We start from the raw sequence: 25,662 nt of genomic DNA, 5'->3' as shown, positions 1-25,662 counted from the left end.
AAAAATACGCATTAAATTTACACAATTTCAAACATCTTACCTGGCAATGGTTTTGCGATGCCGTTTAATTCCATTTGTAGTAAAATGGATGACAATTGATAAATTGGGATATTACATTCTAAAGAAATTACATCTAATACTTGTTGCCCCTTTTGATGTAAAAAATCGTATATTTTTTGTTCGTTTTCATTTAATTCTAAAAACAATTGTTTCTGAATTAATTTGGGTTTTTCTTCAACATCCCAATTGAGCATTTTTACAACATCACTAGCAGAATTTAGTAAATGTGCCCTGTTGTTTTTTATTAAACTATTACAGCCTTTGCTATAAATATCTGTAGTTCTGCCAGGTACAGCAAATACATCTTTATTATAAGAATTGGCAATATCTGCTGTAACTAAAGAGCCTCCTTTAGATGCAGATTCTATAATAATTGTTGCCTTAGAAATGCCTGCAACAATTCTATTTCGTTTTAAAAAGTTTTCTCTTAAAGGATCTTCTTCACTCCAAAATTCGGTTAAAAAGCCACCATTTTCATTTACTTGATGGATGTATTTTTTATGAACCTTTGGATAAATTTGTTCAAAACCATGAGCCAAAACAGCAATAGTTTGTAAATTATTTTTGATGGCTGCTTTGTGTGCACAAATATCTACACCATAAGCAAAACCACTTACAATTATAGGATTGTATTGGGCAATTTCTTTGATAAATTGAAGGCAAAAATCACGACCATAAGAACTGATATTTCTTGTACCAACAATTGAAATAATTTTTTGGTTAGAAAAATCGATATTTCCATCTTTAAATAATAGAATTGGGCTGTCTATACAATGTTGTAAATTTTTTGGGTAATCATCTTCTAAAAAATACGAAAAAGCAATGTTATTATCTTTTATATATTTGAACTCTTGTGCTGCTAATTTGACGTTTTTTTCATCAAAAAGGTGTTTTAGTACGTGATTTCCTATTCCGTTTATTTTTGATAAAGATGTTGCTTTTTCTTTAAAAATTTGAGAGACATCTCCCACATTTACAATGAGTTTCTTGGCAAGAATATCTCCTATAGCTTTGCTTTTTTGCAATCTTAAGATGGCAAGTAGTTTTTCGTCTTTCAATACATAACAATTTGACAACCAATATATAAAAATTTTGTTGATAATTATTACCGAACTTTATTTTACAGGGTCGTAAAAATTATATATTTGTTTCAATGAATTTAGCCAATTATATTAACGATTTATTATACAGATACGATTGTGTAATTGTACCCAATTTTGGTGGTTTTGTAACCAACAAAATTGGTGCAAAAATAAATAGCTATTCTCATACTTTTACCCCACCAACAAAACAAATTTCATTTAATAATTTGTTAAAACATAATGATGGTTTGTTGGCTAATTATGTTGCTTCTGCAGAGAAAATGTCTTTTGAGCAAGCTTGTACAGCCATTTCTTTGTCTGTAACCAATTGGCAAAATGAGTTGCAATCTAAATTTGTTACCCTAGAAAATTTAGGGATTTTATCTTTATCTGAAGATAAAAAAATTGTTTTTGAACCTAATACCAAAGTTAATTATTTAACAGCATCTTTTGGTTTAACAACAGTAGCTTCTTCATCAATTTCTAGATACAAACAACAAGCAAAACCTTTTGTACCTATTGTTGAAAAAGAAGAGGAGAAACGAGTTCCTTTGTTTATAAAAATTGCTGCAACAGCTGCCATTTTATTAACATTAAGTTTTGCAGGTTACAATGGTTATCAAAATAAACAAGAAAAAGAAACCATAGCAACACAAGAAAAAATACTTCAAAAAAAGATACAAACTGCAACGTTTGTAATTTCTAATCCTTTACCAACGATTCGTTTAAATGTTGTTAAAGAAATCTCTAAACCTTATCATATTGTAGCAGGTGCTTTTAAATTTGTACAAAACGCAGAAAAAAAAGTAAAACAATTGCAAGCAAAAGGTTATGATGCCAAAATAATTGGGGTCAATAAATGGGGACTTACTCAAGTTTCATTTAGTAGTTATTCAGATAGAAACGAAGCTACAAACAATCTTTACAAAATACAAAAGACAGTATCTAAAGGTGCTTGGTTGTTGATTAAAAAGTAAACGAAATCACATTTTTTCTTTATCGTTTTTAATATTCTTTTTTAAAAATCTGAATGTTATCTTTACCAAAAATATTTTTTGATGGAAGCAAAAACGCCAAAACAATCTTTAACAGTACTTACAGATTTAGTGTTACCTGGTGATACCAATTATTTAGACAACCTTTTTGGTGGCGAATTATTAGCAAGAATGGATAGAGCTTGTAGTATTGCTGCTAGAAGACACTCTAGAAGAATTGTAGTTACTGCGTCTGTAAATCATGTTGCATTTTCTAAGGCTGTACCCATGGGAAGTGTGGTTACTATAGAAGCTAAAGCATCAAGAGCTTTTAAGTCTTCTATGGAAATTTATGTGGATGTTTGGATAGAAGATTTAGCCTCTAGATCTAGAACAAAAGTAAACGAAGGTATTTATACTTTTGTTGCTGTTGATGAGAAAGGAAAACCTGTTGCTGTGCCACAAATAATACCAGAAACAGATCTAGAAAAAGAACGTTATGAAGGTGCTTTAAGACGTAAAGAATTAAGCTTGGTTTTGGCAGGAAAATTAAACCCAAATGAAGCTACTGCATTAAAAGCTTTGTTTAAATAAATATAAAACTATGGAATTTTTAAATCATTTTAAAATTTTAGAATCTGTTATTGTTATTGCTGTGGCTTTTATTTTACGGTTTTTTATTACAAAATCGCTTCGAAAAATTCAGTTAAAATTTGGATTTCAGAATGCAAGGATTGTTGTTACCAATAAAATTATTTCAATTTTAATGTATTTAACTGTAATTGTTGTAGTTGCTTTTATTTGGGGAGTAGATGAACAGCAATTATTAATTTATGTTTCTTCTTTTTTAACTATTTTAGGCATTGCTTTTTTTGCTCAATGGTCTATTTTATCTAACATAACTGCTGGCATTATTTTATATATTAATTATCCTGTAAAGATTGGAGATTTTATTACTATTTTAGAAAAAGATAATAATATTACTGGAGAAATTAGAGATATTGGTGCATTTTTTATCACATTAAGAACACCAGAAAAAGAATTGATTACACTTCCTAATTCAATTATTCTTCAAAAAAATATCAAATATTCTCCTCAGCCATTGTAGTAAATGTAATGTTTAATTTTCATTTTTTTTTACTTCTAACTAACATACATAAGGCTATTTTTTTTGACTATTCTATTTAAAAATATTACAAAAAAGCAACTGTAAAAATTTTAAATTAAATTAACATACTTAGAGCTTAATAGAGTGTATTATCTATAAAATTATCTTTTTAAAATCCAAGAAGAAGGATTTAAACGTGTGGTGTTTTTAAAGATGACAAAAATAAGTTTGGTCTTTTTAGAAACTTTGTCTGTAAAAATTTGACCAATATTTTGTCCTGTAAAAATTTGATCTCCTTTTTTAACAAAGGTTGTTTCTAAATTATTGTATGATGAAATGTAGTTTCCATGTTGAATTAAGACGTTTTTTGTGCCTTCAGAACTTTTTAAAATATTTAGTACTGTTCCATTAAAAATAGCTTCTGCTTTTGCACCTTGTTTTGTTACAATATGCAAGCCTGTTCCATTTACAGTAATTCCAGGAAACGAAGGGTGAGGTTGATTTCCAAATTTTCTAACTACAATACCCGATTTCACAGGCCAAGGTAGTTTTCCTTTATTTAATTCAAAATTTGCAGCTAAAGCCTTTGCTTCTGGACTTAAAATAAACTCGTTTTTCTTTACAGATTTAGGTTTGTCTTTTAATTTTTCTCTTGCAATTCTGTTCGCTCTTTCAATTTCTTCACGAATTTTTTTATCAATCCTAGCAGTAACTTTTTTCTCTTCCTTAATTTTCTCTTTAAGCTCTTTTTTGTACTTGTTCTCTTTTTTCTTTATGGTTTTTATTAATTTTTCTTTATTATTCTTATCAACTTCAATTTTATTTTTTTGTTGTTTTTCAGACAGTATTAAAGTGTCTTTAACTCTTTTTTGAAATACTAAAGAATCTTGTAGTTTTTTAATAATATTTTTTTGTTTAATAATATCCTCTCCTTGCTTTTTTCTAAACGTCGTGTATTGTTTTAAGTATTCTAACCTTTTATATGCTTGATAAAAATTCTGCGAAGAAAGTAAAAACATCATTCTACTTTGTTGAGATTTACTTTTGTATGATTTTAAAATCATATCAGCATAATCTTTTTTTAAATTGGTTAAATTGTTATTTAATTTTTTAAATTCAGTTTCATTTACGTTTATTTCTTTTGATAAAATAGATACTTCAGAGTTTATTGTAGAAATTAATTTAGCCCTAACATCTATTTTTTTCTTAATATCTTTTAAATCTTCTAAAGCATTTTTCTCTTTTTTAATCTCATTAAAAAGCAGGGTATTAACCTGTTTAATTTCTTTATTCAGTTTTTTACGTTGCTTCTCTAATTCTTTTCGGCTTTGACCAAAAACAGTAAATACACTTATAAAAATAATAAAAATTGAGATGTATTTTTTTTTACTTTTCACTATAATTTAATTTGCTTGTACCCTTTAGGAATTGAAAAATCAGTAGTAAAATCGGTATCAAATTCTATAGATTTTACCATAAAATCTACATTTGTAAACTTACTTTTTTGTTTTGCTCTTATTTTAATTGTTGATGGATATATAGAATTATCCTTTACATCATAAGTTGGATAAAAAATTTCTAATCGTTGATTTTTTTTAGCATTTACAATGGCTTGTTTATCTAACTTAAAATGAGCAGGATTTACAGAAAAGAAAATATCAAACAAATTTGCCTGAATTTCTGGTGATAATACATAAGAATTATCGGCTATTTTAATGTTTTGCTTTTCTTGTCTTACATCTGTAAAAGATTGTCCTAAAAATAGGTTTTGCAGTTGCTCAAAATTAATATCTGTACCTAATATTTTTTTAATCATAGAAAAATCTCCATCAAAATACTGTCTGGTTAAAGGTGAGTAGAAACGCACGTTGTTTGGAGTAATTTTAGCTTTAAAAACAGTAACGAATTTTGATCCTTTTAGCCAAATAACTTCGTCTTTTATCATTTTTAAACTAACAGAAATACTTTGTTTTAGTTTTCCATTATCAAAATCTGCTTTTAGTTTTGCATCTATTGATTTTTTATCAAAATTAGCAGCAATATGTTTTTTGGCTACCTTTTTGGCAGACATTTCTTTGGCTACTAAATTTGCATCAATCATATTTTTTTTTGTTTTACAAGAAGTAAATACAATTATTGTAAAGATTATTAAGTACTTTATAAATTTCATTTTATATTTTTTTTGATTTTTCAATACATTTTTTTTCGTTTTCAAAATCATTTAAACCTTTGTAAGCAACTGCCATTTCTTTATAAAAGTCAGCTTCCATTTCATCTTCAATAACAAAATCAATACCGTTTTGTAAACTTAATAACGCCTTTTTATATTTTTTCTGATAATTAAGTGCTTTTCCTTTTACTAAATATACAAAAGGTTGTGCAGGAAAATATAAAATTCCTGTTTCTGCATATTTTAATTGTTCTTCAATATTTGTTTTTGAATCTGTTAAGATTCGTTTTAAAATAGCAAACGATTTATTGTTTTTAAATTGCTCTTTTAGAGAGCCACTTATAACTTTTTTCTCTTCAGTTACCGTTTGTTTTTTTTGGTTTTCTAAATTGTTTTTCAACTTTCTAAATTTAGCAGAAAGTACTTTTTCTCTCTCCATTAAATTCATCAAAGCAATTGCTTTTTTAGAATCATTATTTTGCAAATACAGTTTTACAAGATGTTCTCTTTCTTTTAAGTTAATTGCTACTAATTTTTGTTGAACATTGATTGCTTCTTCAATATCTTTTTCCTTTACACAAATTTTTACTAAATGTTTTAACATCCAAATATTATTTGGATCTTTTAGTAAAGCTCTATTAATGTACTCTTTTGCAATAAAGGTTTTGTTTAATTTTAAATAGTTTTTAGAAAATTCAAAGAATACAGCAATATTATTTGGAATCAATTCATTACAACTTTCTAAGTTTTCAATTGCTTTTTGATGATTGCCAATTGCTTTTTCTGACAACGCTTTAAAAAAAAAGGGTTGAAAATTTAACTCTTTTTCTTTTAATGTATCTTTAACTATAGGTAAACTATCTTGACACACACTTTTTGAAGAAATTAGAAAAAAGAGCAAAGAAAAAAGAGCCCATTTTAAATAAAAAAAATGGTTTTCTTTTCTCTTTTCTATGTTCTTTATTCTAAAAATCATTACGTTAATTCTGTATAATCACCAATACTTACAGAGGTATATTTACCGTTATATTTTGCATAATTACCAATCATGGCTGTATCTAAATTTGCATTAGATATTGTTACATTAGTTTGAATTAGAGAGTTTACAATTGTAGAATTTTCTACAACACTATTTGCTCCAATAGAAACATAAGGACCAATTTTGGTATTTTTAAGCACTACATTTTCTCCAATAAAACAAGGTTGAATGATTTCTGAATTTTCTAAAACCACATTTTTAGCAACTAAATTGTTTCCTGCTTGGTGTTCAAAAGTTAATACTTGTTTATTGGTGTCTACTGTTGGGTCTTTTTTACCACAATCCATCCAAGTATTTACCGTTCCAGGAATAAATTTTGCACCTTGTTGTTTTAAAGACTCTAAAACATTGGTTAACTGATATTCATTATTTTCTTTTAAATCATGATCAATTAAATATTGAATTTCTTCTAATAGTTTATCACCACTTTTAAAGTAATAAATTCCTATAATTGCCAAATCAGAAACAAAATCTTTTGGTTTTTCTATAAAATCGGTAATAAAACCATCTTGTAATTTTACCACACCAAAAGCACTTGGGTTTGCTACCTTACTTACCCAAATTGCACCATCTGCATTTGCATCTAATTTAAAATCAGCTTTAAATAAAGTGTCTGCATAAGCTACAACACAAGGCCCGCTTAAAGATTCTTTTGCACAGTAAATTGCATGTGCAGTTCCTAAAGCTTCTTCTTGCACATATACAGAACCTTTTGCACCTAATTCTTTTGCTATCTTTAATAATTGTTCTTCAGTATCTGTAGGAAATCCTTTGGCAACAGTACCAATTACAAAAGCAATTTCATCAATTTTTTCATCAATAACAGAAGCAATATCCTCTACCAAACGTTGTACAATTGGTTTGCCTGCAATTACTGTTAAAGGTTTTGGAACTGTTAATGTATGGGGTCTTAAACGAGACCCAATTCCTGCCATTGGTACTATAATTTTCATGTTTTTATTTTTGTGTAATACCAACGCAATATAATACTAATTAAGAGATTCTAAAAGATTCATTTTTGCTATTTTTACAATAATATTCATTAAATATTATTGATTTTTTTAGTGTTGTAAATGACTTATAATCAATTTTATAGTAAATTCCTTTAAGTTTTAATAGATAAAGCTTAAGTTTGTAAGAGTATCAATAACAAAACAAAAATCAATTATGACAAAAAAAACAATCTGTCTTTTAGGTATTTTGCTAACAATTATTGTAGGTACTGTTTTGTATTACTTTTTATGCTGTAAAGTTTGTTATAGCAAAGAAAAAGAAAAAACAGAACCCAATAAAGAAGTAGTAAACCTAAAAGCAAAAGAAGTTTCAAAAAATGCATTCTTAATTACAGATGCAGCAAGTAATTTAAAAATTGAATCGCAAGACAATTTTAACTTTAAAATGTCAAATTTTTCAATTTTAGAACCACTTTCATTAAAAGTAAAAGAAGAATCTTTAAAACTAAAAAACTATCTTTTATCAAATCCTTCAAAAACCATAGATATTTTAGGTTTTTATAAAAGTGATGAGGTTAATAACTCTGCCTTTCCCAATTTAGGTCTTGCAAGAGCAAATGCAGTAAAAAACTATTTTGTGACTTTAGGTATCGCTTCCAAACAAATTAATACTAATGGCAAATTGAATGATACAATCAATCCTGATAAAGAAAGTACTTTGTTTGGCCCTTTTTCTTTTGGTGTTTTAACAGGCAATGATACTGATACTTCTGAAGATGATGCATTAAAAACGGCTTGTGAATCTATTAAAGAGAATCCGTTAGTTTTATATTTTAAAACAGGTCAGACTGCTATAAATTTAACAACTGAACAACGAAATAAAATAGCAACTATATCTAAATGTGTAGATAAAACAGGTGTAAAAGTACAAGTCATTGGTCATACAGATAATGTTGGGAATGCTAATAATAATGTTGTTTTAGGACAAAAACGTGCAGATTTTGCTAGAAATTATTTGATTAAAAACGGAATTTTAGGTAATAATATAGAAGCACTTTCTAAAGGAGATAAAGAGCCAATTGCAAATAATGCTACTCAAGAAGGAAGAACAAAAAATAGAAGAACAGTTATAACAATTAATTAAAAAAAGATAAAATTATGAATTGGTGTATATTAATTCCACTTTTAGTAGGCCTTATTTGTGCCTTATTAGGATACTTATTAAGAAAATTTTCAAGTAAAGATAATCAAGAGTCTTGCAATTGTAAGGAACTCAATGCAAGAATTGCAACTTTAGAAGCAGAATTAGATGCCTGTAAAAAAAGTAAAGTATCTGCTGTTGCTACTGCTACAGCTACTGCAACAGTTTTTAATGCTGCTAGTGCAAAAGCTGTTTTTGGTAAAAAAATTAAAGAAGACGATTTAACAGTTGTAGAAGGTATTGGACCAAAAATTAAAGAATTATTCCACAACCACAATATAAAAACATGGCAAGCTCTTGGTAATACAAGTGTAGAAAAATGTCAAGAGGTTTTAGATAGTGGAGGTGAACGTTTTAAAGTACACAAACCTGGTACATGGCCAAAACAGGCTGAACTAGCTAGCAAAGGGAAATGGGAAGAATTGCTTAAATGGCAAGATGAATTAGATGGTGGTAAGTTACCAAGCTAATCAATTTATATTAAAACGGAGACTCTAATTAGATTCTCCGTTTTTTTTATTCACTATTTTTTTAAAGGAGTTTATTTAATCAACAATTACTGCCTTAGATTTTTGTTTCTTTGCAAAAATTAAATTTATTTCTGTGAATTATTTATCAGTAGAAAATATTTCTAAAGCTTATGGAGAACGTGTTTTATTTGAAGACATTTCTTTTGGAATTAGTAAAGATCAAAAAGTTGCTTTTGTAGCAAAAAATGGGAGTGGAAAAACATCTATCTTAAATATTATTGCAGGTTTAGATGTGCCAGATTCTGGACAAGTTGTAAGTAGAAAAGGAATTTCTATTGCTTATTTGGCTCAAAAAGATGATATCAATCCAGATTTAACAATTGAAGAAACCATTTTTGCTACTGATAATAAAATCCTTTCTATTGTAAATCAATATGAAAAAGCATTAAAAAACTTAGAGGATACAGATGCTTATCAAGCTGCATTTGATTTAATGGATCAGCACAATGCTTGGGACTTTGAAACACAATACAGACAAATTTTATCGAAATTAAAGTTAGACGATTTAACTTTAAAAGTTGGGGCACTTTCTGGAGGACAAAGAAAAAGACTGTCTTTAGCCATTGTTTTAATTAACAAACCCGATTTATTAATTTTAGATGAACCTACCAATCATTTAGATTTAGAAATGATAGAATGGTTAGAGGCTTTCTTTGCAAAAGAAAAAATTACCTTATTTATGGTAACGCATGATCGTTACTTTTTAGAGCGTGTTTGTAATGAAATTTTAGAATTAGACGAAGGTAAAATCTATAAATACAAAGGGAATTATTCGTACTATTTGCAAAATAAAGAAGAACGATTAGCCTTAGAAGCAACAAACTTAGGAAAAGCGAAGAGCCTCTTTAAAAAAGAACTTGAGTGGATGCGTAAGCAACCTAAAGCCAGAACTACTAAGTCTAAATCTAGAACCGATGATTTTTACGCAATTAAAGAAAAAGCACATCAACGTAGAAAAGATCATCAAGTACAATTAGAAATAAATATGGAACGTTTGGGAAGTAAAATTCTTGAACTGCATAAAGTTTCTAAATCTTTTGGAGATAAAAAGATTTTAGACGGATTTGATTATGTTTTTAAACGTGGAGAACGTGTTGGGATTATTGGTAAAAACGGAACAGGAAAATCCTCTTTTTTAAATATTATTACAGAAACTGCACCTTTAGATGCTGGTAAAGTTATTTTAGGTGAAACTGTAAAATTTGGGTATTATACACAAGCAGGAATCGAAATAAAAGAAGGGCAAAAAGTAATTGAAGTTGTGAAGGAATTTGGAGAATTTATCCCTTTAACCAAAGGAAGAAAAATTTCTGCATCGCAATTGTTAGAGCGTTTTTTGTTTGATAAAAAGAAACAATACGATTTTGTTGAAAAACTGTCTGGAGGAGAGCAAAAACGTTTGTATTTATGTGCTGTTTTAATTCAGAATCCTAATTTTTTAATTCTTGATGAACCTACAAACGATTTAGATGTTGTAACCTTAAATGTGTTAGAAAACTTCTTATTAGATTATCCTGGAAACCTTTTAGTGGTTTCTCATGATAGGTATTTTATGGATAAAATTGTAGATGCACTGTTTGTTTTTAGAGGAGAAGGTGTTGTAGAAAATTTCCCAGGAAATTACTCAGATTTTAGAGCTTATGATGATGGTAATCCTTTAAATGATGTAGTTGCCAAAGTCATTGAAAAAAAAGAAGATAAAAAATCTGCAAAAAAGGAAAATAAAAACACACTAAGTTTTAACGAAAAAAGAGAATTTGGTGCTTTAGAAGCAGATATAGAAAGATTGCAAAACAGAAAAGCAAACATAGAAAAACAATTTTTAAATGTAGAAATTGCACCTGAAGATATAGCAGAAAAATCTGAAGAATTGCAAGAAACAATTACAAGTTTAGAACAAAAAGAAGAGCGTTGGTTAGAACTTTCTATGAAGTTAGAATCTTAAAGTTTGTTGTTATATAGAGATTCTCTAAAAAAAAACAGAGGGTCACAGAGTTTTTTCTTAAACTTATTATTTTGCAAGGTCTTTTTTTAACCTTGTAGATATTCATAGTATTTAAAACTAGATTTACTGAATCATAAAATATCTATAAGCTCTTAGAAACTTTGTAGGAAGAATTTATCATTTTCTTTGTGGGTCTCTGAGTTTCTCTGCGAATCTCTGTATAATAGCATATCAAACACTCACAATATCTTTATCACTTAATAATTCTTGATTATTAAAACGTAATAAAATTTGTGCAACTGCAATGGTATCTTTTTCACAATAAGTTACAATTCTTTGGATGTTTTTTTCTTTATAATAAACGTTAGCAACTTCGCTACCATTAATGTCATCTTTTGGCGATGGAATTCCTAAAATAGAAGTCAGTAATTTTAAGGAAGTATAATGTTTGTAATCGCCAAATTTCCATAATTCTAAAGTGTCTAAATGAGCTACTTCCCAAGGTTTTTTGCCAAATAAATTTAATTTTTTAGGTAATTCTATTTGATGAATAATCATCCTTCTAGCAATGAAGGGAAAATCGAATTCTTTACCATTATGAGCACATAAAACATGGTTTTTATTTGCAAAATGCTTGTCTAATAAAACCTTAAAATCAGTTAGTAGTTGGTGTTCATCATCACCAAAAAAGGAAGTTAAACGCAATTGTTTTTTATCTTTTACATCCACAAAATAACCAACAGAAATACAGATTATTTTACCAAATTCTGCCCAAATTCCGGCTCTTTCATAAAATTCTTCTGCCGTAAAATCTTCTTTACGTTGGTATTGTGTTTTTTTTTGATACAATTCTTGGGTTTCTTCAACCACATGATTCCAACTTTCTTCTTGAGGAACCGTTTCAATATCTAAAAATAAGATATCATTCAGTTTTACTGATAAATTCATAGCAATGTATTTTTCTTTTTCTTGATGTAAGATAGTGAAAATTATAAAAGCTTTGGAATTATTATGAATTTGGAATAACCCAACATCATAATTAACTTACAAAAGAGGCAAGATTGCTTTGTTAAATGAACCAAGACTTTAATTGAAAACAACTATTTTTAAAATGATATTAATCGTTCTGAATTATACTTAAAAAAATAGCCACGAATTAAGGAATTTTCTTTTTTGAGATCAAAAAATAACACTAATTAGAAAAAATCATAGATTTTTATTCGTGAAAATTCTGTTTTTATAAGGTTTTGAGTTTTATTCGTGAATCCGTGGCAAAATAATTTATAAACAAAAAGCTATTCGATCCATTTTAAGGTTTCCATTAGCTGTAAAATATCATCTTTTATGTAAGCTACTGCAGGTAAAATAGAATCGTAGTTTGGTTTTGCGTAAAAGTATAAAGCCCCTTTTATAAAATGATTTGTACTGTCTGTAACATGAAACTGAATTTGAGATGCTGCATTACCAGTAATTTCATACATACTACCAAACACTCTTTTTTCTGGGTTAACAAAATCTTTAGGTATAATTTGTTCTGCTTTTAAAGTATGTTTAAAAACTAGTTTTTCTGCTTCAGTTAACAGCTCATTCATATTGTTTTTTACAGGTCTGTAAGTAATATCAATAGAAGCTTTAATTTTTGGGTATTTAATCGATATCCAATTATTTGGATTGTCTTTAATTTCTGTATTTTCTAAAATATTAAAAGAATAAGGTCTGTTTAAATCTAATTTTTTATATTTTTTTTGGGGATAATTTAAGCTCAAATACCCTTTAGGTTTTGGTAAAATATCTTCTTTACAAGAAAGAAAAGGAATAAAGAAAATCAATAAGAAAAGGTTACGCATTTTTGGTTGCTTTAATCTGTTTAATACGTTTTTTATCTAACGCTTCTATAGTAAACGTATAATTCTTGAAGTTTATTTTCTCGCCTTTTTTAGGGAATTTCCCAGAAATTTCTAAAATAAAGCCTGCTAAAGTTTCACTTTCTCCTTTTTCTTCTTCAAAAATTTCTTCATTTTCATCATCTAGAATTTTACAAAAATCTTTAATAGAAGTTTTTCCTTCAAAAACATAGTTGTTTGCATCTATTTTAGAATAGTGCAAATCATCATCATCAAATTCATCATTAATGTCTCCAACAATTTCTTCAATAACATCCTCTAAAGTAACCAAACCACTAGTTCCCCCATATTCATCAACAACAATTGCTAAGTGATTTTTTTTCTCTCTAAAATCGCCTAATAAATCATCTAATTTTTTGTTTTCTGGCACAAAAAAAGGTTCTCTTAATAAATCTTGCCATTTAAAATTGGTTTTATTTAAATGTGCTAACAAGTCTTTAGCATATAAAACACCAATAATATTGTCAATATTTTCACTGTAAACAGGGTTTCTAGAAAATCCTTTTTTAAGAATTTTATCTAGTACAATTTCATAAGGCTCTTTGTCAGAAAGAGCAGAAATATCTATACGAGGTACCATAATTTGTACTGTTTCTGTGTTCCCAAAATTTACGATTCCTTCTAGTATTTTTTGTTCGTTTTTAGAGGTTGCTCCTTGTGATGTTAATTCTAAAGCCTGAGATAAAGTTTCTACAGAAAAGTTAGAATTTTTACTCCCTAATTTTTTTTCAATCCATTTAGTAATTGTTATTAGTGGTAAGCTAAAAGGAGTTAATAAAATATTTATGGTATTGATAAATTTAGACATTCTTTTAGAAAAATGTAGCGCATTTCTAGATGCATACACTTTTGGTAAAACCTCGCCAAACAAAAGAATTAGAAAGGTTACTAGAACAATTTCTACTAAAAAACGAATAGGAATTGTAAAGAAATAAGCATTAAATTCATAATTAAAATTGCCAAATAATGTGTCTGCTAAAGAGGCAAATAATAATACAATTAAAATATTTATAAAATTGTTTGTTATTAAAATTGTAGCTAATAGTTTTCTAGGTTTTTCTAGTAAAGTAACCACACTGTTTTCATCTTTTCCGTTGTTAGAAAGTTCGTTTAAATCGGTTTGAGAAAGAGAGAAAAATGCTACTTCTGCCCCAGAAACTAAAGCAGAGCTAATTAATAAAAGAAGTAAAACAACACAATTAATTGTAGTTAAAAAATTAATGGAAATTAAAAATAAAATTTGGGGATCTGGATCCAATTGCTGTTTTTTTTGATTGAATTAAAAGGGTAAATCATCTTTTTCTTCTAACGGAGTAGCTTTTGGTGCTGGTTTAGAAGTTGGATGTTGATTTTGTTGTGGGTTTTGTTGTACGTTATTTGGGTTGCTTTTGGTAGACAGCATGGTCATTTCATTAACGTTAATTTCTGTAGCATAACGTTTAATGCCATCTTGTTCCCATTGACGATTTTTTAATTTTCCTTCCACATAAATCTTATCGCCTTTTGTTAAGTATTTTTCACAAACTTTAGCCAAACCATTTCTAACAACAATATTGTGCCAATCTGTATTGGTTATTTTTTCGCCAGTAGTTTTATTGGTGTAACTTTCACTAGTTGCAATAGGAAAACGACCAACACAATTTTGGTCATCAAAATAATGCATTTTTACATCATCGCCTAAATTACCAATTAAAATAACTTTGTTTATTGTGCCTGCTGCCATTAAATTCCTTTTTAATATTTTAGATAGTTGTTCAATAATATCTTCATCAAAAGTACTAAAAATATCAATTACTTTTTATGTTGATAGGCTTCTAAAAAATTTGCAATTAAAATAGGTACAGGGTATTTTTCAATATCACTCCATTTTATTTGAATTGTTGATGATTTTTCGGTTTCTATAACCCAGAATTGTGTGCATAAATGTTGATGAGATAGTTTATGGACTATTTCTTTTTGATTAAACAATGAAATAGTGGTTTCTGATGGAAATAAATCGATAAATTCGTCTGATGAAATTAATTCATTTTTGTTGATGGTTTTATCACTTTCAATCAGAGGAAACTGATACAAACCTTGCCAAATTCCTTTCCCTTTTCTTTCTGATAAAATGGTCTTATTGTCGTTGGTTTTTATCACTAGAAAGTTAAAATAACGCTTTTTAACTTTTATTTTTTTCTCTTTTACAGGCAATTCTCTGGTCAGTTTTTTCTCTAAAGCAACGCAGCTTCCAGAAAACGGACAGGTTTCACAAAGCGGATTTTGAGGTTTACAATGCAGTGCACCAAAATCCATAATTGCTTGGTTAAAAGTACCAGGTTGTGTTTTATCAATTAAAGATTGTGCTAATACTTTAAATTCTTTAATTCCTGCTGTTGAATTTATGGGTGTGTTAATGCCAAAATAACGAGAAAGTACTCTATAAACATTACCATCAACAACAGCAGTAGATTCATTAAAACAAATAGATGCAATTGCAGAAGCTGTGTAATCTCCAATTCCTTTTAGTTTTATAATTTCTTTATATGTTGATGGAAATTCGCCATTAAATTCGTTGGCAATCTGTTTTGCAGAAAAATGTAAGTTTCTAGCTCTAGAATAATAACCTAAACCTTGCCACATTTTTAAAACGGTGCTTTCATCCGCTTTAGCGAGCTCAAAAACGGTAGGAAAAGTTGCTGTAAATTTTAAATAGTATGCCATTCCTTGAGCAACTCTTGTTTGCTGTAACATAATTTCACTCAGCCAAATAAAATAAGGGTTTTTGGTTTTACGCCAAGGCAAATCCCTATTGTTTTTTAAATACCAATATATTAGAGTATTAGAAAATTTCATCATTTAAAACTAAATTTGCAATATTAAAACAAAATCTAGTCAAAATAATTTTGACAATGCTTTTAATTGAAAAAAAAATCATTATTAACAAAATTTACTTGTTTTAGTAATATAATAGTCAGTATTTTACAAGAATTAACTAAAATCAGTTGTAAATGATGTTAAAACCCAATTTTTCTTTAACACTTTTCTTTGTATTTATACTGCAATTTTCTTTTGCACAAACAAAAACAATATCAGGAATTGTTTCTGATAAATCAGGCGTTTTACCTGGTGTTTCTGTGGTGTTAAAAAGTAGTAATAAAGGAACTGAGACTGATTTTGATGGTAATTATTCTTTAAAAGCAAATGAAGGAGATGTACTTGTTTTTAGGTATTTAGGCATGAAAACTTTAGAAAAAACAGTTGGCACAAGTACTGTTATAAACGTAGTTTTAGAAGAAGATGTAAATGCGTTAGATGAAATTGTAATTACTACAGGATATGACAAAATAAATAAAAAATCTTTTACAGGTGCTGCAACTACCATAAAAATGGCAGATGTTAAAATTGATGGTGTTGTTGATGTAAGTAGAATGTTAGAGGGTACAGTTGCAGGTGTAAATGTGCAAAATATATCTGGTACTTTTGGTGCTGCTCCTCAGATTCAAATTCGTGGTTCATCATCTATTTTTGGTAATAATAATCCACTTTATGTAATTGATGGTATTGTGCAAGAAGATATTGTAGAGCAAGATTTAGATGCACTAACTTCTGGTGATGCTTCTACATTAATTAGTTCATCAATTGCAGGAATAAATGCAGCAGATATTAAAAAAATAGATATTTTAAAAGATGCTTCTGCCACTTCTATTTACGGAGCAAGAGCAAGAAATGGAGTTATTGTAATTACTACTAAAGGAGGTAAAAAAAATAGTCCCATAAAAGTAAGTTACAATTTAGAGCAAACAGTTAGGGCGTTGCCAAGTTATGACCAATATGATATTTTAGACTCTAAAGAAACCCTTAGTGCTTTACAAGGTTTAAGAGATCAAGGTTTTTTAAGATTGCCAGATGTTGGTAATGCACGTTTTTCTGGAATTTATGGTATTTTAGAGAAACAAATCAATTCTTTTGAAAATGGCGGTTTTGGCGTACAAAATACAGTAGAAGGCAGAAACGCTTTTTTACAGCAATACGAATTGGCAAATACCAATTGGTTTAAAACCTTGTTTAAGCAGTCTATAATGCAAAACCATTCCATTAGTTTTAGTGGAGGAGGAGAAAAAAATACCTTTTATGCCTCTTTGGGTTTTGTAAATGACCCTGGTTGGACCATTTCTGATAAAGTAACCAGGCTAACATCAAACATTAGAAACACTTTTTACCTATCAGATAAGTTTAATTTATCTTTATCTACAGTTGCCTCTGTAAGAGCCCAAAAAGCACCAGGTACTTTTAGTAGAGAAGCAAATGTTGTAGATGGTGAGTTTTCTAGAGATTTTGATATCAACCCATTTAGTTATGCTTTAAACACATCTAGAGCATTAAGACCAAGAGATAATGATGGTAATTTAGAGTATTATACAAACAACTGGGCACCTTTTAATATTATTGAAGAATTAGAAAATAATGCGATAGATTTAGATGTAAAAGACATCCGTTTTCAATTAGATGCTACTTATAAATTAACAAACAATATTACCTATGATTTTAATGCAGCTGCTAGATATGTAAATAGCACAAGAGAGCATCAAGTTAAAGAAAACTCTAATGTTATAAGGGCTTATAATTCAAATGAAACTCCTGTTATTGCTAACGCTAATATTTTTTTATACTCAGATCCAGAAAACCCAGATGATATTCCTGTACCTGTTTTACCAGAAGGAGGTTTGTATATTAAAAACGATAATACTTTAACAAGTTATTATGTTAGAAATAGTTTTAAATATGATAAAACAATCAATGAAAAACATAACATAAATGCTTTGCTAGGGCAAGAAATGAGGTATGTAGATAGAGATAGAAGTGAGTTTACAGGTTATGGATTGCAGTTTCAAAATGGTTTTACACCTTTTACAGACCCAAGAGTATTAGAAAAAATTATTACAGAAGGAGATAATTATTTTGATGTGGCAAGAGAAAGAGAAAGAACTGTAGCCTTTTTTGGAAGAGCTACTTATACACTTAATGATAAATACGTTTTTTCTGCAACAGGTAGATATGATGGTACTAACAGACAAGGAAACTCTTCTAGTTCTAGATGGTTGCCAACAGCAACTGTAAGTGCAAAATGGAATGCCAGTGATGAACAATTTATTCAAAATTCTGAGGTAATTAATAACTTACAGTTTAGAACTTCTTACGGACTTTCTGCTTCTCCTGGGCCAGCAACCAATGCTTTGGCAATTTTTAGAAGTGAAATTACAGATAGAGTTATTGTAGGGGATAGAGAAACTTTTTTAAATATAGAAGATTTAGAAAATTCTGAATTAACTTGGGAAAAACAATTCGAATTAAATATTGGTTTTGATATTGGTATGTTTAATAATAGAATTCAACTAACAGCCGATTTTTGGAACAGAGATATTTTTGATAATATAGATATAGTTAGAACAAGCGGAATTGGAGGTCAGTTGTTTAAATTCGGTAACAATGCAGATGTAAATACCAAAGGTTTTGAATTTGGTATAACCACACAAAACATTAAAAATGATGATTTTAGTTGGACTAGCTCTCTTAACTTCTCTTACTTTAATCAAAAAGTAACCAAGTCTAAAAACGAACCTAGTGTTATAGATATTGTAGATATTCAAGGTGGTAGTGTACAAGGTTTTCCTTTAAATTCTTTGTTTTCTTTTCAGTTTGATGGTTTAACAGATCAAGGAGTTCCGTCGTTTATTTTACCAGAAGAAGAAAATCCTGTTTCTGGAGTCAATTTTCAAGACGCTACCAATGTTTTAAATTACTTGGTGTTTGAAGGTTCTGTAGTTCCTAATATTTCTGGAGGATTTTCTAATAGATTTAAATATAAAAATTTAGATTTAAATATCTTAATTACAGGATCTGGAGGTAATAAAGTAAGGTTAAACCCTGTTTTAGATAATTTTTATTCTGGTGCAAGTGTGTTTACAAAAAGTACTGTAAATAGATGGTTGTTTGATGGTGATGAAGCTATTACCAATATTCCTAAAATAGTAGATGTTAGAGATAACAATCTTTTAGGAAACAGCGATTTATCTAGAGCATATAATGCTTACAATTTTTCTGATGCAAGGGTTGCAAATGGCGATTTTTTAAGAATGAAAAATATTTCTCTTGGGTATAGTTTTCAGAAAAAGATAACCGATAAATTAGGCTTGTCTAATCTAAGATTACAAGTACAAGGCACTAATTTGTTTTTAATTTATTCTGATGATAAATTGAATGGTCAAGATCCAGAATTTTATGGAACAGGTGGAGTAGCATTACCAATAACCAGACAATATACGTTGTCTTTAAATGTTGGTATTTAATTAAATATAAAAATGAAAAAACTATATAAAAATACCAAAAAAATTATAGGCATAGTTTTATTTTTTGGGTTGATTAGTTGTGATAGTTATTTATCTGAATTGCCAGATGACAGAGCAACCATAGATTCTCCAGATAAAATAAGTGCTTTGATTACAGGTGCTTATCCAATAGGTAATTACATGTTAATGGCAGAATTAATGTCAGACAATGCATTGTCTAAACCCTCAGATAATAATGTGGTTGATGAGCAGTTACACGAGCAAATGTTTAGTTGGGAAACTAATGAAGATGATAGTGGAAACCAAGATACACCAACAAATTACTGGGTAAGTTGCTACGAAGCAATTGGGCAAGCAAACCAAGCATTAGAATCGATTGCAGAACTTGAAAATATACATAATTTAAACGCCCAAAAAGGAGAAGCATTGTTGGCAAGAGCTTATGCACATTTTATGTTGGTAAATTTTTGGGGCAAACATTACAATGCCAATTCAGCAAGTACAGATTTAGGAGTGCCTTATGTAAAAGAAACAGAAACCGTTTTATTTAAAAATTATAAAAGAAACACCGTTAAAGAAGTGTATGATTTTATTGAGGCCGATTTAATTCAAGGCATAGAGCTTGTTAGGGAGAGAGAAGAAAATCCTAAATTTCATTTTACAACGGAAGCTGCCCATGCTTTTGCAGCTCGTTTTTATGCATTTAAAGCAGATTGGGATAAAGTAATAGCACATGCAAATCAAATACTTACAAACCCAAGGTTACAAATTAGAGATATGATTGCTTACAGTGATCTTACTTATGATGCCCGTGTTTTTAGATACAATAACACAATAGAAAATGCTAATATTTTAGTAAACTCATCATTATCTTGGTGGGCAAGAGATTTTGCTTCTTCAAATTATGGGTTGGTTTCTGGCGAAGGAACAGGTTTTCTTTTAGGAGGAAATCCATTAAATAAATCTTGGGCCTATGATGTTTTTGGAGGAGAATTATTCTCGAATTTACCTAAGTTTGAAGAGTTTTTTAAAATAACCAACCAAAGTGCTGGTTCAGGTACAGGTTTTACACCTCAGGTTTTATTTAGTTATGATGAGGTATTGTTAAATAGAGCAGAGGCTTATGCAATGAAAGAAGATTATGCAAACTCATTAAAAGACTTAACAGATTTTTTATCAAAAAAAACAATCAATTTTAATGATGCAACAGATAATTTAACAACTGCTATGATTGCAAACACATTTAGAGTAGTACCTGATTATTTAACACCTTCTTATGGTTTTTCATCAAATCAGCAAGCTCTATTTATTACGGCAATATTAAATTTTAAACAAAAAGAATTTTATCATGAAGGTTTGCGTTGGTTTGATGTGCGTAAATTTAATATTCCGATTATTAGAGATTTTAGAAGAGGAAATTTGGTTACAGAAATATCCTTAGCTAAAGAAGATGTAAGAAAGCAATTACAAATTCCAGCATCAGCATCAAATTTAGGTTTAACCAAAAACCCAAGATAATATTATGAAGAAAATACATTTATTTATAGCAATACTCATCTCAGGGTTGTTTTATTCTTGTAATTCATCCGAAGAAAAATTAACAGAAAGTAATATTGATACAACAACACCAAATTTAAATGCAACAGATATTTGGTTAAGAACCAATTATACATTTCCTTTTAATATTGATGTAACTTATCAATGGGATGAAGGGCGTGTAGATTTAAATCGCTATTTATTTCCACCAACTTTAGAAACGGTTATACCAATTATGGAGGCTGTTAAAACAATTTGGATTGATACCTACACAGAAGTTGGAGGCGAAGATTTTGTAAAAAACATCGCTCCAAGAGAACTTGTGTTAATAGGTGGTTTTAACTTAAATGAAAATGGAACTCGTACTTTAGGTTTTGCAGAAGGGGGAAAAAACATAGTTTTATTTGAAGCAGATTTAATAGATTTAACTAATCAAGAAAGCATTACGCTATTTGTGCGTACAATTCAGCATGAATATACACACATTTTAAACCAACAGTTTCGTTTTGATGAAGAAGCTTACAAGCAAATAACCCCAGGAGATTATACCGCTCAATGGTTTAACCCAGGCAATGAATCAGAAAGATTTGATATTGCTTACAAACTAGGTTTTATATCAGATTATGCAAGGTTAAATCATACAGAAGATTTTGCAGAAATGGTGGCAACAATGCTCTCTAACTCTCCTGCAGATTATCAAGCTCTTTTAGATACCATCAAACAAAGAATTATAGATGCAGCAATACGTGATGCATTACTAGAATTGCCAAACACAGCTACAGACCTAGAAAGAGAAATTGCAACAAATGCAGCAACCTTAACTGCTACACCAGATGCAGAAGAGGCAATTGATTTTATCAAACAAAAAGAAGCATTAGTAGCAGATTATTTTTTATCAAAATTTAAGATAGATATATACGAATTGCAAAGAGTAGCAGCACTAAATGTTGCAAAAGCAACGCTTTTAAATTAGAATTATGAGGTATTTAAAAAAAATAAATCAACCAATTTTACTGCTATTATTTGTACTATTTTTTAGTTGCCAAGATAATAACGATCCAGATCTTTTGTTTGAAGATGTGCCTTCTGTTAGATTTGAGAAAAAGCAAAAAGAAGTACGTGATTTTCTAATATCACCAGACAATGGTTGGAAAATGACCTATTTTACAGACAATACACTTTTAGGGGGATTTACATTTTTATTTGATTTTATAAATGAAACAGAGGTAAGAATGGATTCAGATTTTGGGAATGCAGATCCAGCCAGAATTAGTTTATATGATCTTTCTTTAGGGTCTACTCTTAAATTAACTTTTACCACTAAAAATGTAATTCATGAATTGTCTGATGGTAATAATTTTCCTGATAATGGATTAATTGGTCAAGGATATAAAGGTAGTTTTGAGTTTTTATTTTCTAGTTTTCAAGGAGAAGATATTATTTTTAGAAGCAACAGAGATCCATCAAATTTTATAAGATTTACAAGAGCTACAGCAGATGATTGGTTAAGTTTAACTACTAGTAACAAAATAATGTTAGGCAATTTACCAGATGATTTATCTAAGTCTGTTTTTAGAAGTATGGTTATAGAAAATGAAGGTGCAGAAACAAAAGCATATTCTTTTAGTTATAATGAAAATAGACGTTTTGTAAGTACTTTAACCAATAATGAAAGTGGCTTGTTAGAGCCTCTTAATTATGGTATTGCACCAACTCCTTTAGGTTTTAAAGCAAACCCTGCAATTAAAGTAGGTACTGTAGCAGTTGAAGATTTTATATATGATGCTATAAATGATGCATTTGTTGGGCAAAATCAAGGAGTTAAAATAACCATTAGTTATTTAGGTACTCCAGCAATACCTTTAAAAGGGCAAGAAATACTTTCTGATTTTCTTATTTTGCATAACCCATTTTTAAACTCTTTAGAGGATGATTGGATGCCAGATTTTACAAATGAAAACTTTAATCAGTTAATTACTAATATGAATGCTGCTGCATTTTTTGATGTTACAAGAATTGATTTGTATAATCTAGAAACAGACACAGGTATTTTATTTATAACATCTTCTTTTGGAAACGCTGCTTATACAATGAGTAAAGAAATAAAAGATGATAAAATGTATTTAAGTCTTTTATCTACAACAGCACCACAATTTTTTTCAGATGCAATTCAGCCTTTGTTAGATGTTGTTTTAGATTCAAATGGGTTGTTTGTAGATCGTCCATCAACACTTAATGCATTTGCTAATAATGTTTTTACCTTTGTGCCTGCAAGCAATACAACAATAAGATTTAGCGCTGTTGAACTGTAATTTTAAAGTTGAGAATATAGTATAAATAATTGAAAAGCAGGTTTCTACATGGTTTTATTTTGATAAAATTAAAAAAAAATAAAGAACTTTTAAAGAACGTAATTTTTAATTGATATTTTAATCTTTAAACTTCTTGGAATTGATTAATTATCATATATTTGCATCCGCATTTTTGAAAGTAAATTAATAAAAATATAGTAAATACAGAGACATGACGAAAGCAGATATCGTATCAAAAATATCAGACAAATCAGGAATTGAAAAAACAGATGTATTGGCAACTGTAGAAGCATTTATGACTGAAGTAAAGGATGCATTAGAAAATGGCGATAACGTTTATTTAAGAGGTTTTGGTAGTTTTATTATCAAAACAAGAGCAGAAAAAACAGGTAGAAATATTTCTAAGAATACAACTATTAAAATACCTGCACACAACATACCAGCTTTTAAACCAGCTAAGACTTTTACTGAGGGAGTAAAAAGTAAAGTATCAGTTAAGTAACAAAATATTAATCTAAACCTAAGGGTTTAAAAAACAACGAGGATTATGCCAAGTGGTAAAAAAAGAAAGAGAGCAAAAATCTCTACACACAAAAGAAAGAAAAGAGCTAGAGCAAACAGACACAAGAAGAAAAAGTAAGCTAATGCTTACTTTTTCGTTTATTGTTTAGCAAAAAAGAAATTAGATTACCAAAAAGTTCATTGACATTTGAAAACTAATATGCAGTGTAAGGCATTAAGTTTTCTAACGGTATTTAAAAATACCTGACAATATTAATCCATCTGCACAACAAAGTGCAGTGTTAAAACCAAGTTCAGTATGAAAACAGAATTAATAATTCGTAGTAATTCATCTGATATTGATTTTGCCTTATTAAGAGATGGAAAACTTATTGAATTAAATAATGAAACTAGTGATAACAAATTTTCTGTTGGCGATATATTTTTAGCCAAAATAGGAAAAGTTTTAACTGGTTTAAATGCAGCCTTTGTTAATGTAGGATATCCAAAAGATGGGTTTTTACATTATCATGATTTAGGTGCACAAGTAAACTCATTAAATTCGTTCATTAAGAAAGTAAGCACAGGTAAGTATAAAGAATTCACTTTAAAAAACTTCCAAAAAGAAGTTGACATTCACAAAGACGGTAGTATTAATCAAGTACTAAAAACAGGGCAAAACCTATTAGTACAGATTGTAAAAGAACCAATTTCTACAAAAGGCCCCAGATTAAGTTCTGAGTTGTCTATAGCAGGTAGATTTTTAGTTTTAGTTCCTTTTTCTAACCGAGTTTCTGTTTCTCAAAAAATAGCAGACCCAAAAGAAAAAGAACGTTTAAAAAGATTAGCAAAAAGCATTAAGCCAAAAGGCTTTGGTGTTATTTTAAGAACTGTTGCAGAAGGTAAAAAAGTAGCAGAATTAGATAAAGATTTGCAAAACTCATTAGAACGTTGGATAAAAATGTGTAAAAGTATGCCAAATACAAACACACCAACAAAAATATTGAGCGAGTTAAACAGAGCATCCTCTATTTTAAGAGATGTAATGAATGAATCTTTTACTAGTATTGTAACAAATGATCAAACTTTGCAAGAAGAAATTAAAGAGTATCTACAAGAAATTTATCCTGAAAAGGAAAAAATTGTAAAGTTGTACAAGTCTGAAGTTCCTATTTTTGAAAAATTTGGAATAGAAAGACAAATTAAAACATCATTTGGTAAAACAGTTTCTATGAGCAAAGGTGCCTATTTAGTTATAGAGCATACAGAAGCTTTACACGTTATTGATGTAAATAGCGGAAATCGTTCTAACAAAGCAGGTTCTCAAGAAGATACAGCATTAGAAGTAAATTTAATATCAGCTACAGAAGTGGCACGTCAATTACAATTGCGTGACATGGGAGGAATTATAGTTGTAGATTTTATTGATATGCACAAAGCTGAAAACAGAAACAAACTGTATCAGCATCTAAAAGAGCAAATGGCTTTTGATAGAACAAAACACAAAATATTACCTCCAAGTAAATTTGGTTTGGTACAAATTACAAGACAAAGGGTAAGACCAGAGTTAAGTATAAAAACGATCGAAGCCAACCCAAATAAAAATGGACAAGTAGAAGCACCAATAGTTTTGTTAGATAAAATTGAGGCAGATTTAGAAAAATTTATTTCGAATCCAAAAAATAAAAAGATACAATTACACTTGCATCCTTTTATTGCTTCTTATTTAACAAAAGGATTAAATTCTATACGTTTTAAATGGTATTTAAAACACAAAAAGTGGATTACAATTATACCTCGTGATGCTTACACATACTTACATTATAGATTTAAATCTCCAAGAGATTAGTTTATATGTAATAAGGCAATAATTTATTATCAAAAAACCCCGCAACTTAAAAGTTGCGGGGTTTTGTATTTTATAAATGTAGATTACTTATTCGTAGCTAGTGCTTGTTTTTAACGAGTACTGTGTTAGAATGTAAACCTAACTTTAATCACACTCGTTAAAAACGAGC

22 protein-coding genes are annotated in these 25,662 nt (G+C 29.0%); 12 read left to right on the top strand and 10 right to left on the bottom strand.

Annotated features, from left to right (window positions below; all coding sequences use genetic code 11):
- Nucleotides 1–17 precede the first annotated feature (17 nt).
- On the bottom strand, nucleotides 18–1,118 hold the full coding sequence (dprA, locus tag Q0731_RS00955) for a DNA-processing protein DprA (protein WP_299058776.1): 1,101 nt from the start codon (nucleotides 1,116–1,118) through the stop codon (nucleotides 18–20).
- 95 nt (nucleotides 1,119–1,213) lie between these two features.
- Here dprA and Q0731_RS00950 point away from each other — a divergent pair, with 95 nt between their 5' ends.
- The 3 genes from Q0731_RS00950 (at nucleotide 1,214) to Q0731_RS00940 (ending at nucleotide 3,224) form a co-directional block, all read left to right on the top strand.
- The gene (locus Q0731_RS00950; protein ID WP_299058775.1) at nucleotides 1,214–2,119 is read left to right on the top strand and encodes an SPOR domain-containing protein; all 906 of its coding nucleotides are present in this window, start codon (nucleotides 1,214–1,216) and stop codon (nucleotides 2,117–2,119) included.
- An 81-nt stretch (nucleotides 2,120–2,200) separates the two neighbouring features.
- A complete protein-coding gene (locus Q0731_RS00945; RefSeq protein ID WP_299058773.1) occupies nucleotides 2,201–2,710 on the top strand; it encodes an acyl-CoA thioesterase in 510 nt (169 codons plus the stop codon).
- Nucleotides 2,711–2,720: 10 nt separating this feature from the next.
- A complete protein-coding gene (locus tag Q0731_RS00940; RefSeq protein ID WP_299058771.1) occupies nucleotides 2,721–3,224 on the top strand; it encodes a mechanosensitive ion channel domain-containing protein in 504 nt (167 codons plus the stop codon).
- A 161-nt stretch (nucleotides 3,225–3,385) separates the two neighbouring features.
- Here the strand turns inward: Q0731_RS00940 and Q0731_RS00935 are convergent, their stop codons facing one another.
- The 4 genes from Q0731_RS00935 to Q0731_RS00920 all read right to left on the bottom strand — a co-directional run bounded on the left by Q0731_RS00935 (nucleotide 3,386) and on the right by Q0731_RS00920 (nucleotide 7,386).
- Nucleotides 3,386–4,621, bottom strand: a complete 1,236-nt coding sequence (locus tag Q0731_RS00935) for a peptidoglycan DD-metalloendopeptidase family protein (protein WP_299058769.1) — start codon at nucleotides 4,619–4,621, stop codon at nucleotides 3,386–3,388.
- Complete coding sequence (locus tag Q0731_RS00930; protein WP_299058767.1) at nucleotides 4,621–5,394, bottom strand: DUF4292 domain-containing protein; 774 nt, start codon at nucleotides 5,392–5,394, stop codon at nucleotides 4,621–4,623. The genes Q0731_RS00935 and Q0731_RS00930 overlap by 1 nt, the downstream gene beginning before the upstream one ends.
- A gap of 1 nt (nucleotide 5,395) precedes the next feature.
- The gene (locus tag Q0731_RS00925) at nucleotides 5,396–6,265 is read right to left on the bottom strand and encodes a hypothetical protein (RefSeq protein WP_299058765.1); all 870 of its coding nucleotides are present in this window, start codon (nucleotides 6,263–6,265) and stop codon (nucleotides 5,396–5,398) included.
- 104 nt (nucleotides 6,266–6,369) lie between these two features.
- Nucleotides 6,370–7,386 (bottom strand): sugar phosphate nucleotidyltransferase, encoded by a 1,017-nt coding sequence (locus Q0731_RS00920; protein WP_299058763.1) that lies wholly within the window; start codon nucleotides 7,384–7,386, stop codon nucleotides 6,370–6,372.
- Between the two features lie 214 nt (nucleotides 7,387–7,600).
- Between Q0731_RS00920 and Q0731_RS00915 the strand changes: the two genes are divergently transcribed.
- From Q0731_RS00915 to Q0731_RS00905, 3 genes are all read left to right on the top strand, one after another.
- Nucleotides 7,601–8,530, top strand: coding sequence for an OmpA family protein (locus Q0731_RS00915; protein WP_299058761.1), 930 nt, complete (start codon nucleotides 7,601–7,603; stop codon nucleotides 8,528–8,530).
- A gap of 14 nt (nucleotides 8,531–8,544) precedes the next feature.
- A complete protein-coding gene (locus tag Q0731_RS00910; RefSeq protein WP_299058759.1) occupies nucleotides 8,545–9,057 on the top strand; it encodes a hypothetical protein in 513 nt (170 codons plus the stop codon).
- 133 nt (nucleotides 9,058–9,190) lie between these two features.
- Nucleotides 9,191–11,062 (top strand): ABC-F family ATP-binding cassette domain-containing protein, encoded by a 1,872-nt coding sequence (locus tag Q0731_RS00905; RefSeq protein ID WP_299058757.1) that lies wholly within the window; start codon nucleotides 9,191–9,193, stop codon nucleotides 11,060–11,062.
- Nucleotides 11,063–11,293: 231 nt separating this feature from the next.
- On the opposite strand, the gene Q0731_RS00900 is transcribed toward Q0731_RS00905, so the two are convergent.
- From Q0731_RS00900 to mutY, 5 genes are all read right to left on the bottom strand, one after another.
- Nucleotides 11,294–12,010 carry a 3'-5' exonuclease gene (locus Q0731_RS00900; protein WP_299058755.1) on the bottom strand — a complete coding sequence of 239 codons (717 nt, stop codon included), beginning with the start codon at nucleotides 12,008–12,010 and terminating at the stop codon, nucleotides 11,294–11,296.
- A gap of 347 nt (nucleotides 12,011–12,357) precedes the next feature.
- Nucleotides 12,358–12,909, bottom strand: a complete 552-nt coding sequence (gene gldD / locus Q0731_RS00895) for a gliding motility lipoprotein GldD (RefSeq protein WP_299058753.1) — start codon at nucleotides 12,907–12,909, stop codon at nucleotides 12,358–12,360.
- Entirely contained in the window at nucleotides 12,902–14,224 is a 1,323-nt protein-coding gene (gldE, locus tag Q0731_RS00890) for a gliding motility-associated protein GldE (protein ID WP_299058751.1), read from the bottom strand. The genes gldD and gldE overlap by 8 nt, the downstream gene beginning before the upstream one ends.
- A gap of 21 nt (nucleotides 14,225–14,245) precedes the next feature.
- On the bottom strand, nucleotides 14,246–14,689 hold the full coding sequence (ssb, locus tag Q0731_RS00885) for a single-stranded DNA-binding protein (RefSeq protein WP_299058749.1): 444 nt from the start codon (nucleotides 14,687–14,689) through the stop codon (nucleotides 14,246–14,248).
- Nucleotides 14,690–14,757: 68 nt separating this feature from the next.
- Nucleotides 14,758–15,801, bottom strand: coding sequence for an A/G-specific adenine glycosylase (mutY, locus tag Q0731_RS00880; RefSeq protein ID WP_299059409.1), 1,044 nt, complete (start codon nucleotides 15,799–15,801; stop codon nucleotides 14,758–14,760).
- Nucleotides 15,802–15,956: 155 nt separating this feature from the next.
- On the opposite strand from mutY, the gene Q0731_RS00875 reads away from it, so the two are divergent.
- The 6 genes from Q0731_RS00875 to Q0731_RS00850 all read left to right on the top strand — a co-directional run bounded on the left by Q0731_RS00875 (nucleotide 15,957) and on the right by Q0731_RS00850 (nucleotide 25,493).
- Nucleotides 15,957–19,295, top strand: a complete 3,339-nt coding sequence (locus Q0731_RS00875) for a SusC/RagA family TonB-linked outer membrane protein (RefSeq protein WP_299058747.1) — start codon at nucleotides 15,957–15,959, stop codon at nucleotides 19,293–19,295.
- 12 nt (nucleotides 19,296–19,307) lie between these two features.
- Nucleotides 19,308–20,813, top strand: coding sequence for a RagB/SusD family nutrient uptake outer membrane protein (locus Q0731_RS00870; RefSeq protein WP_299058745.1), 1,506 nt, complete (start codon nucleotides 19,308–19,310; stop codon nucleotides 20,811–20,813).
- A gap of 4 nt (nucleotides 20,814–20,817) precedes the next feature.
- Entirely contained in the window at nucleotides 20,818–21,804 is a 987-nt protein-coding gene (locus Q0731_RS00865) for a substrate import-associated zinc metallohydrolase lipoprotein (RefSeq protein WP_299058743.1), read from the top strand.
- A gap of 4 nt (nucleotides 21,805–21,808) precedes the next feature.
- The gene (locus Q0731_RS00860; protein WP_299058741.1) at nucleotides 21,809–23,143 is read left to right on the top strand and encodes a DUF4302 domain-containing protein; all 1,335 of its coding nucleotides are present in this window, start codon (nucleotides 21,809–21,811) and stop codon (nucleotides 23,141–23,143) included.
- 211 nt (nucleotides 23,144–23,354) lie between these two features.
- Complete coding sequence (locus Q0731_RS00855; protein WP_249980946.1) at nucleotides 23,355–23,645, top strand: HU family DNA-binding protein; 291 nt, start codon at nucleotides 23,355–23,357, stop codon at nucleotides 23,643–23,645.
- A 318-nt stretch (nucleotides 23,646–23,963) separates the two neighbouring features.
- The gene (locus Q0731_RS00850) at nucleotides 23,964–25,493 is read left to right on the top strand and encodes an Rne/Rng family ribonuclease (RefSeq protein ID WP_299058738.1); all 1,530 of its coding nucleotides are present in this window, start codon (nucleotides 23,964–23,966) and stop codon (nucleotides 25,491–25,493) included.
- Nucleotides 25,494–25,662 lie beyond the last annotated feature (169 nt).

Origin of the sequence: uncultured Polaribacter sp. (genome assembly GCF_947497695.1) — a bacterium.
In the GTDB taxonomy this organism is placed as follows: Bacteria; Bacteroidota; Bacteroidia; order Flavobacteriales; family Flavobacteriaceae; genus Polaribacter.
The sequence above is the reverse complement of the archived record's forward strand: the minus strand, read 5'-3'. Positions and strand labels throughout refer to the sequence as shown.

What these genes read in the sequence shown, in the direction of transcription:
- Q0731_RS00950 (WP_299058775.1), top strand. Translation starts at nt 1,214, where the DNA reads ATGAATTTAGCCAATTATATTAACGATTTATTATACAGATACGATTGT.
- Q0731_RS00945 (WP_299058773.1), top strand. Translation starts at nt 2,201, where the DNA reads ATGGAAGCAAAAACGCCAAAACAATCTTTAACAGTACTTACAGATTTA.
- Q0731_RS00940 (WP_299058771.1), top strand. Translation starts at nt 2,721, where the DNA reads ATGGAATTTTTAAATCATTTTAAAATTTTAGAATCTGTTATTGTTATT.
- Q0731_RS00930 (WP_299058767.1), bottom strand. Translation starts at nt 5,394, where the DNA reads ATGAAATTTATAAAGTACTTAATAATCTTTACAATAATTGTATTTACT.
- Q0731_RS00920 (WP_299058763.1), bottom strand. Translation starts at nt 7,386, where the DNA reads ATGAAAATTATAGTACCAATGGCAGGAATTGGGTCTCGTTTAAGACCC.
- Q0731_RS00915 (WP_299058761.1), top strand. Translation starts at nt 7,601, where the DNA reads ATGACAAAAAAAACAATCTGTCTTTTAGGTATTTTGCTAACAATTATT.
- Q0731_RS00910 (WP_299058759.1), top strand. Translation starts at nt 8,545, where the DNA reads ATGAATTGGTGTATATTAATTCCACTTTTAGTAGGCCTTATTTGTGCC.
- Q0731_RS00900 (WP_299058755.1), bottom strand. Translation starts at nt 12,010, where the DNA reads ATGAATTTATCAGTAAAACTGAATGATATCTTATTTTTAGATATTGAA.
- gldD (WP_299058753.1), bottom strand. Translation starts at nt 12,909, where the DNA reads ATGCGTAACCTTTTCTTATTGATTTTCTTTATTCCTTTTCTTTCTTGT.
- ssb (WP_299058749.1), bottom strand. Translation starts at nt 14,689, where the DNA reads ATGGCAGCAGGCACAATAAACAAAGTTATTTTAATTGGTAATTTAGGC.
- mutY (WP_299059409.1), bottom strand. Translation starts at nt 15,801, where the DNA reads ATGAAATTTTCTAATACTCTAATATATTGGTATTTAAAAAACAATAGG.
- Q0731_RS00875 (WP_299058747.1), top strand. Translation starts at nt 15,957, where the DNA reads ATGATGTTAAAACCCAATTTTTCTTTAACACTTTTCTTTGTATTTATA.
- Q0731_RS00870 (WP_299058745.1), top strand. Translation starts at nt 19,308, where the DNA reads ATGAAAAAACTATATAAAAATACCAAAAAAATTATAGGCATAGTTTTA.
- Q0731_RS00865 (WP_299058743.1), top strand. Translation starts at nt 20,818, where the DNA reads ATGAAGAAAATACATTTATTTATAGCAATACTCATCTCAGGGTTGTTT.
- Q0731_RS00860 (WP_299058741.1), top strand. Translation starts at nt 21,809, where the DNA reads ATGAGGTATTTAAAAAAAATAAATCAACCAATTTTACTGCTATTATTT.
- Q0731_RS00855 (WP_249980946.1), top strand. Translation starts at nt 23,355, where the DNA reads ATGACGAAAGCAGATATCGTATCAAAAATATCAGACAAATCAGGAATT.
- Q0731_RS00850 (WP_299058738.1), top strand. Translation starts at nt 23,964, where the DNA reads ATGAAAACAGAATTAATAATTCGTAGTAATTCATCTGATATTGATTTT.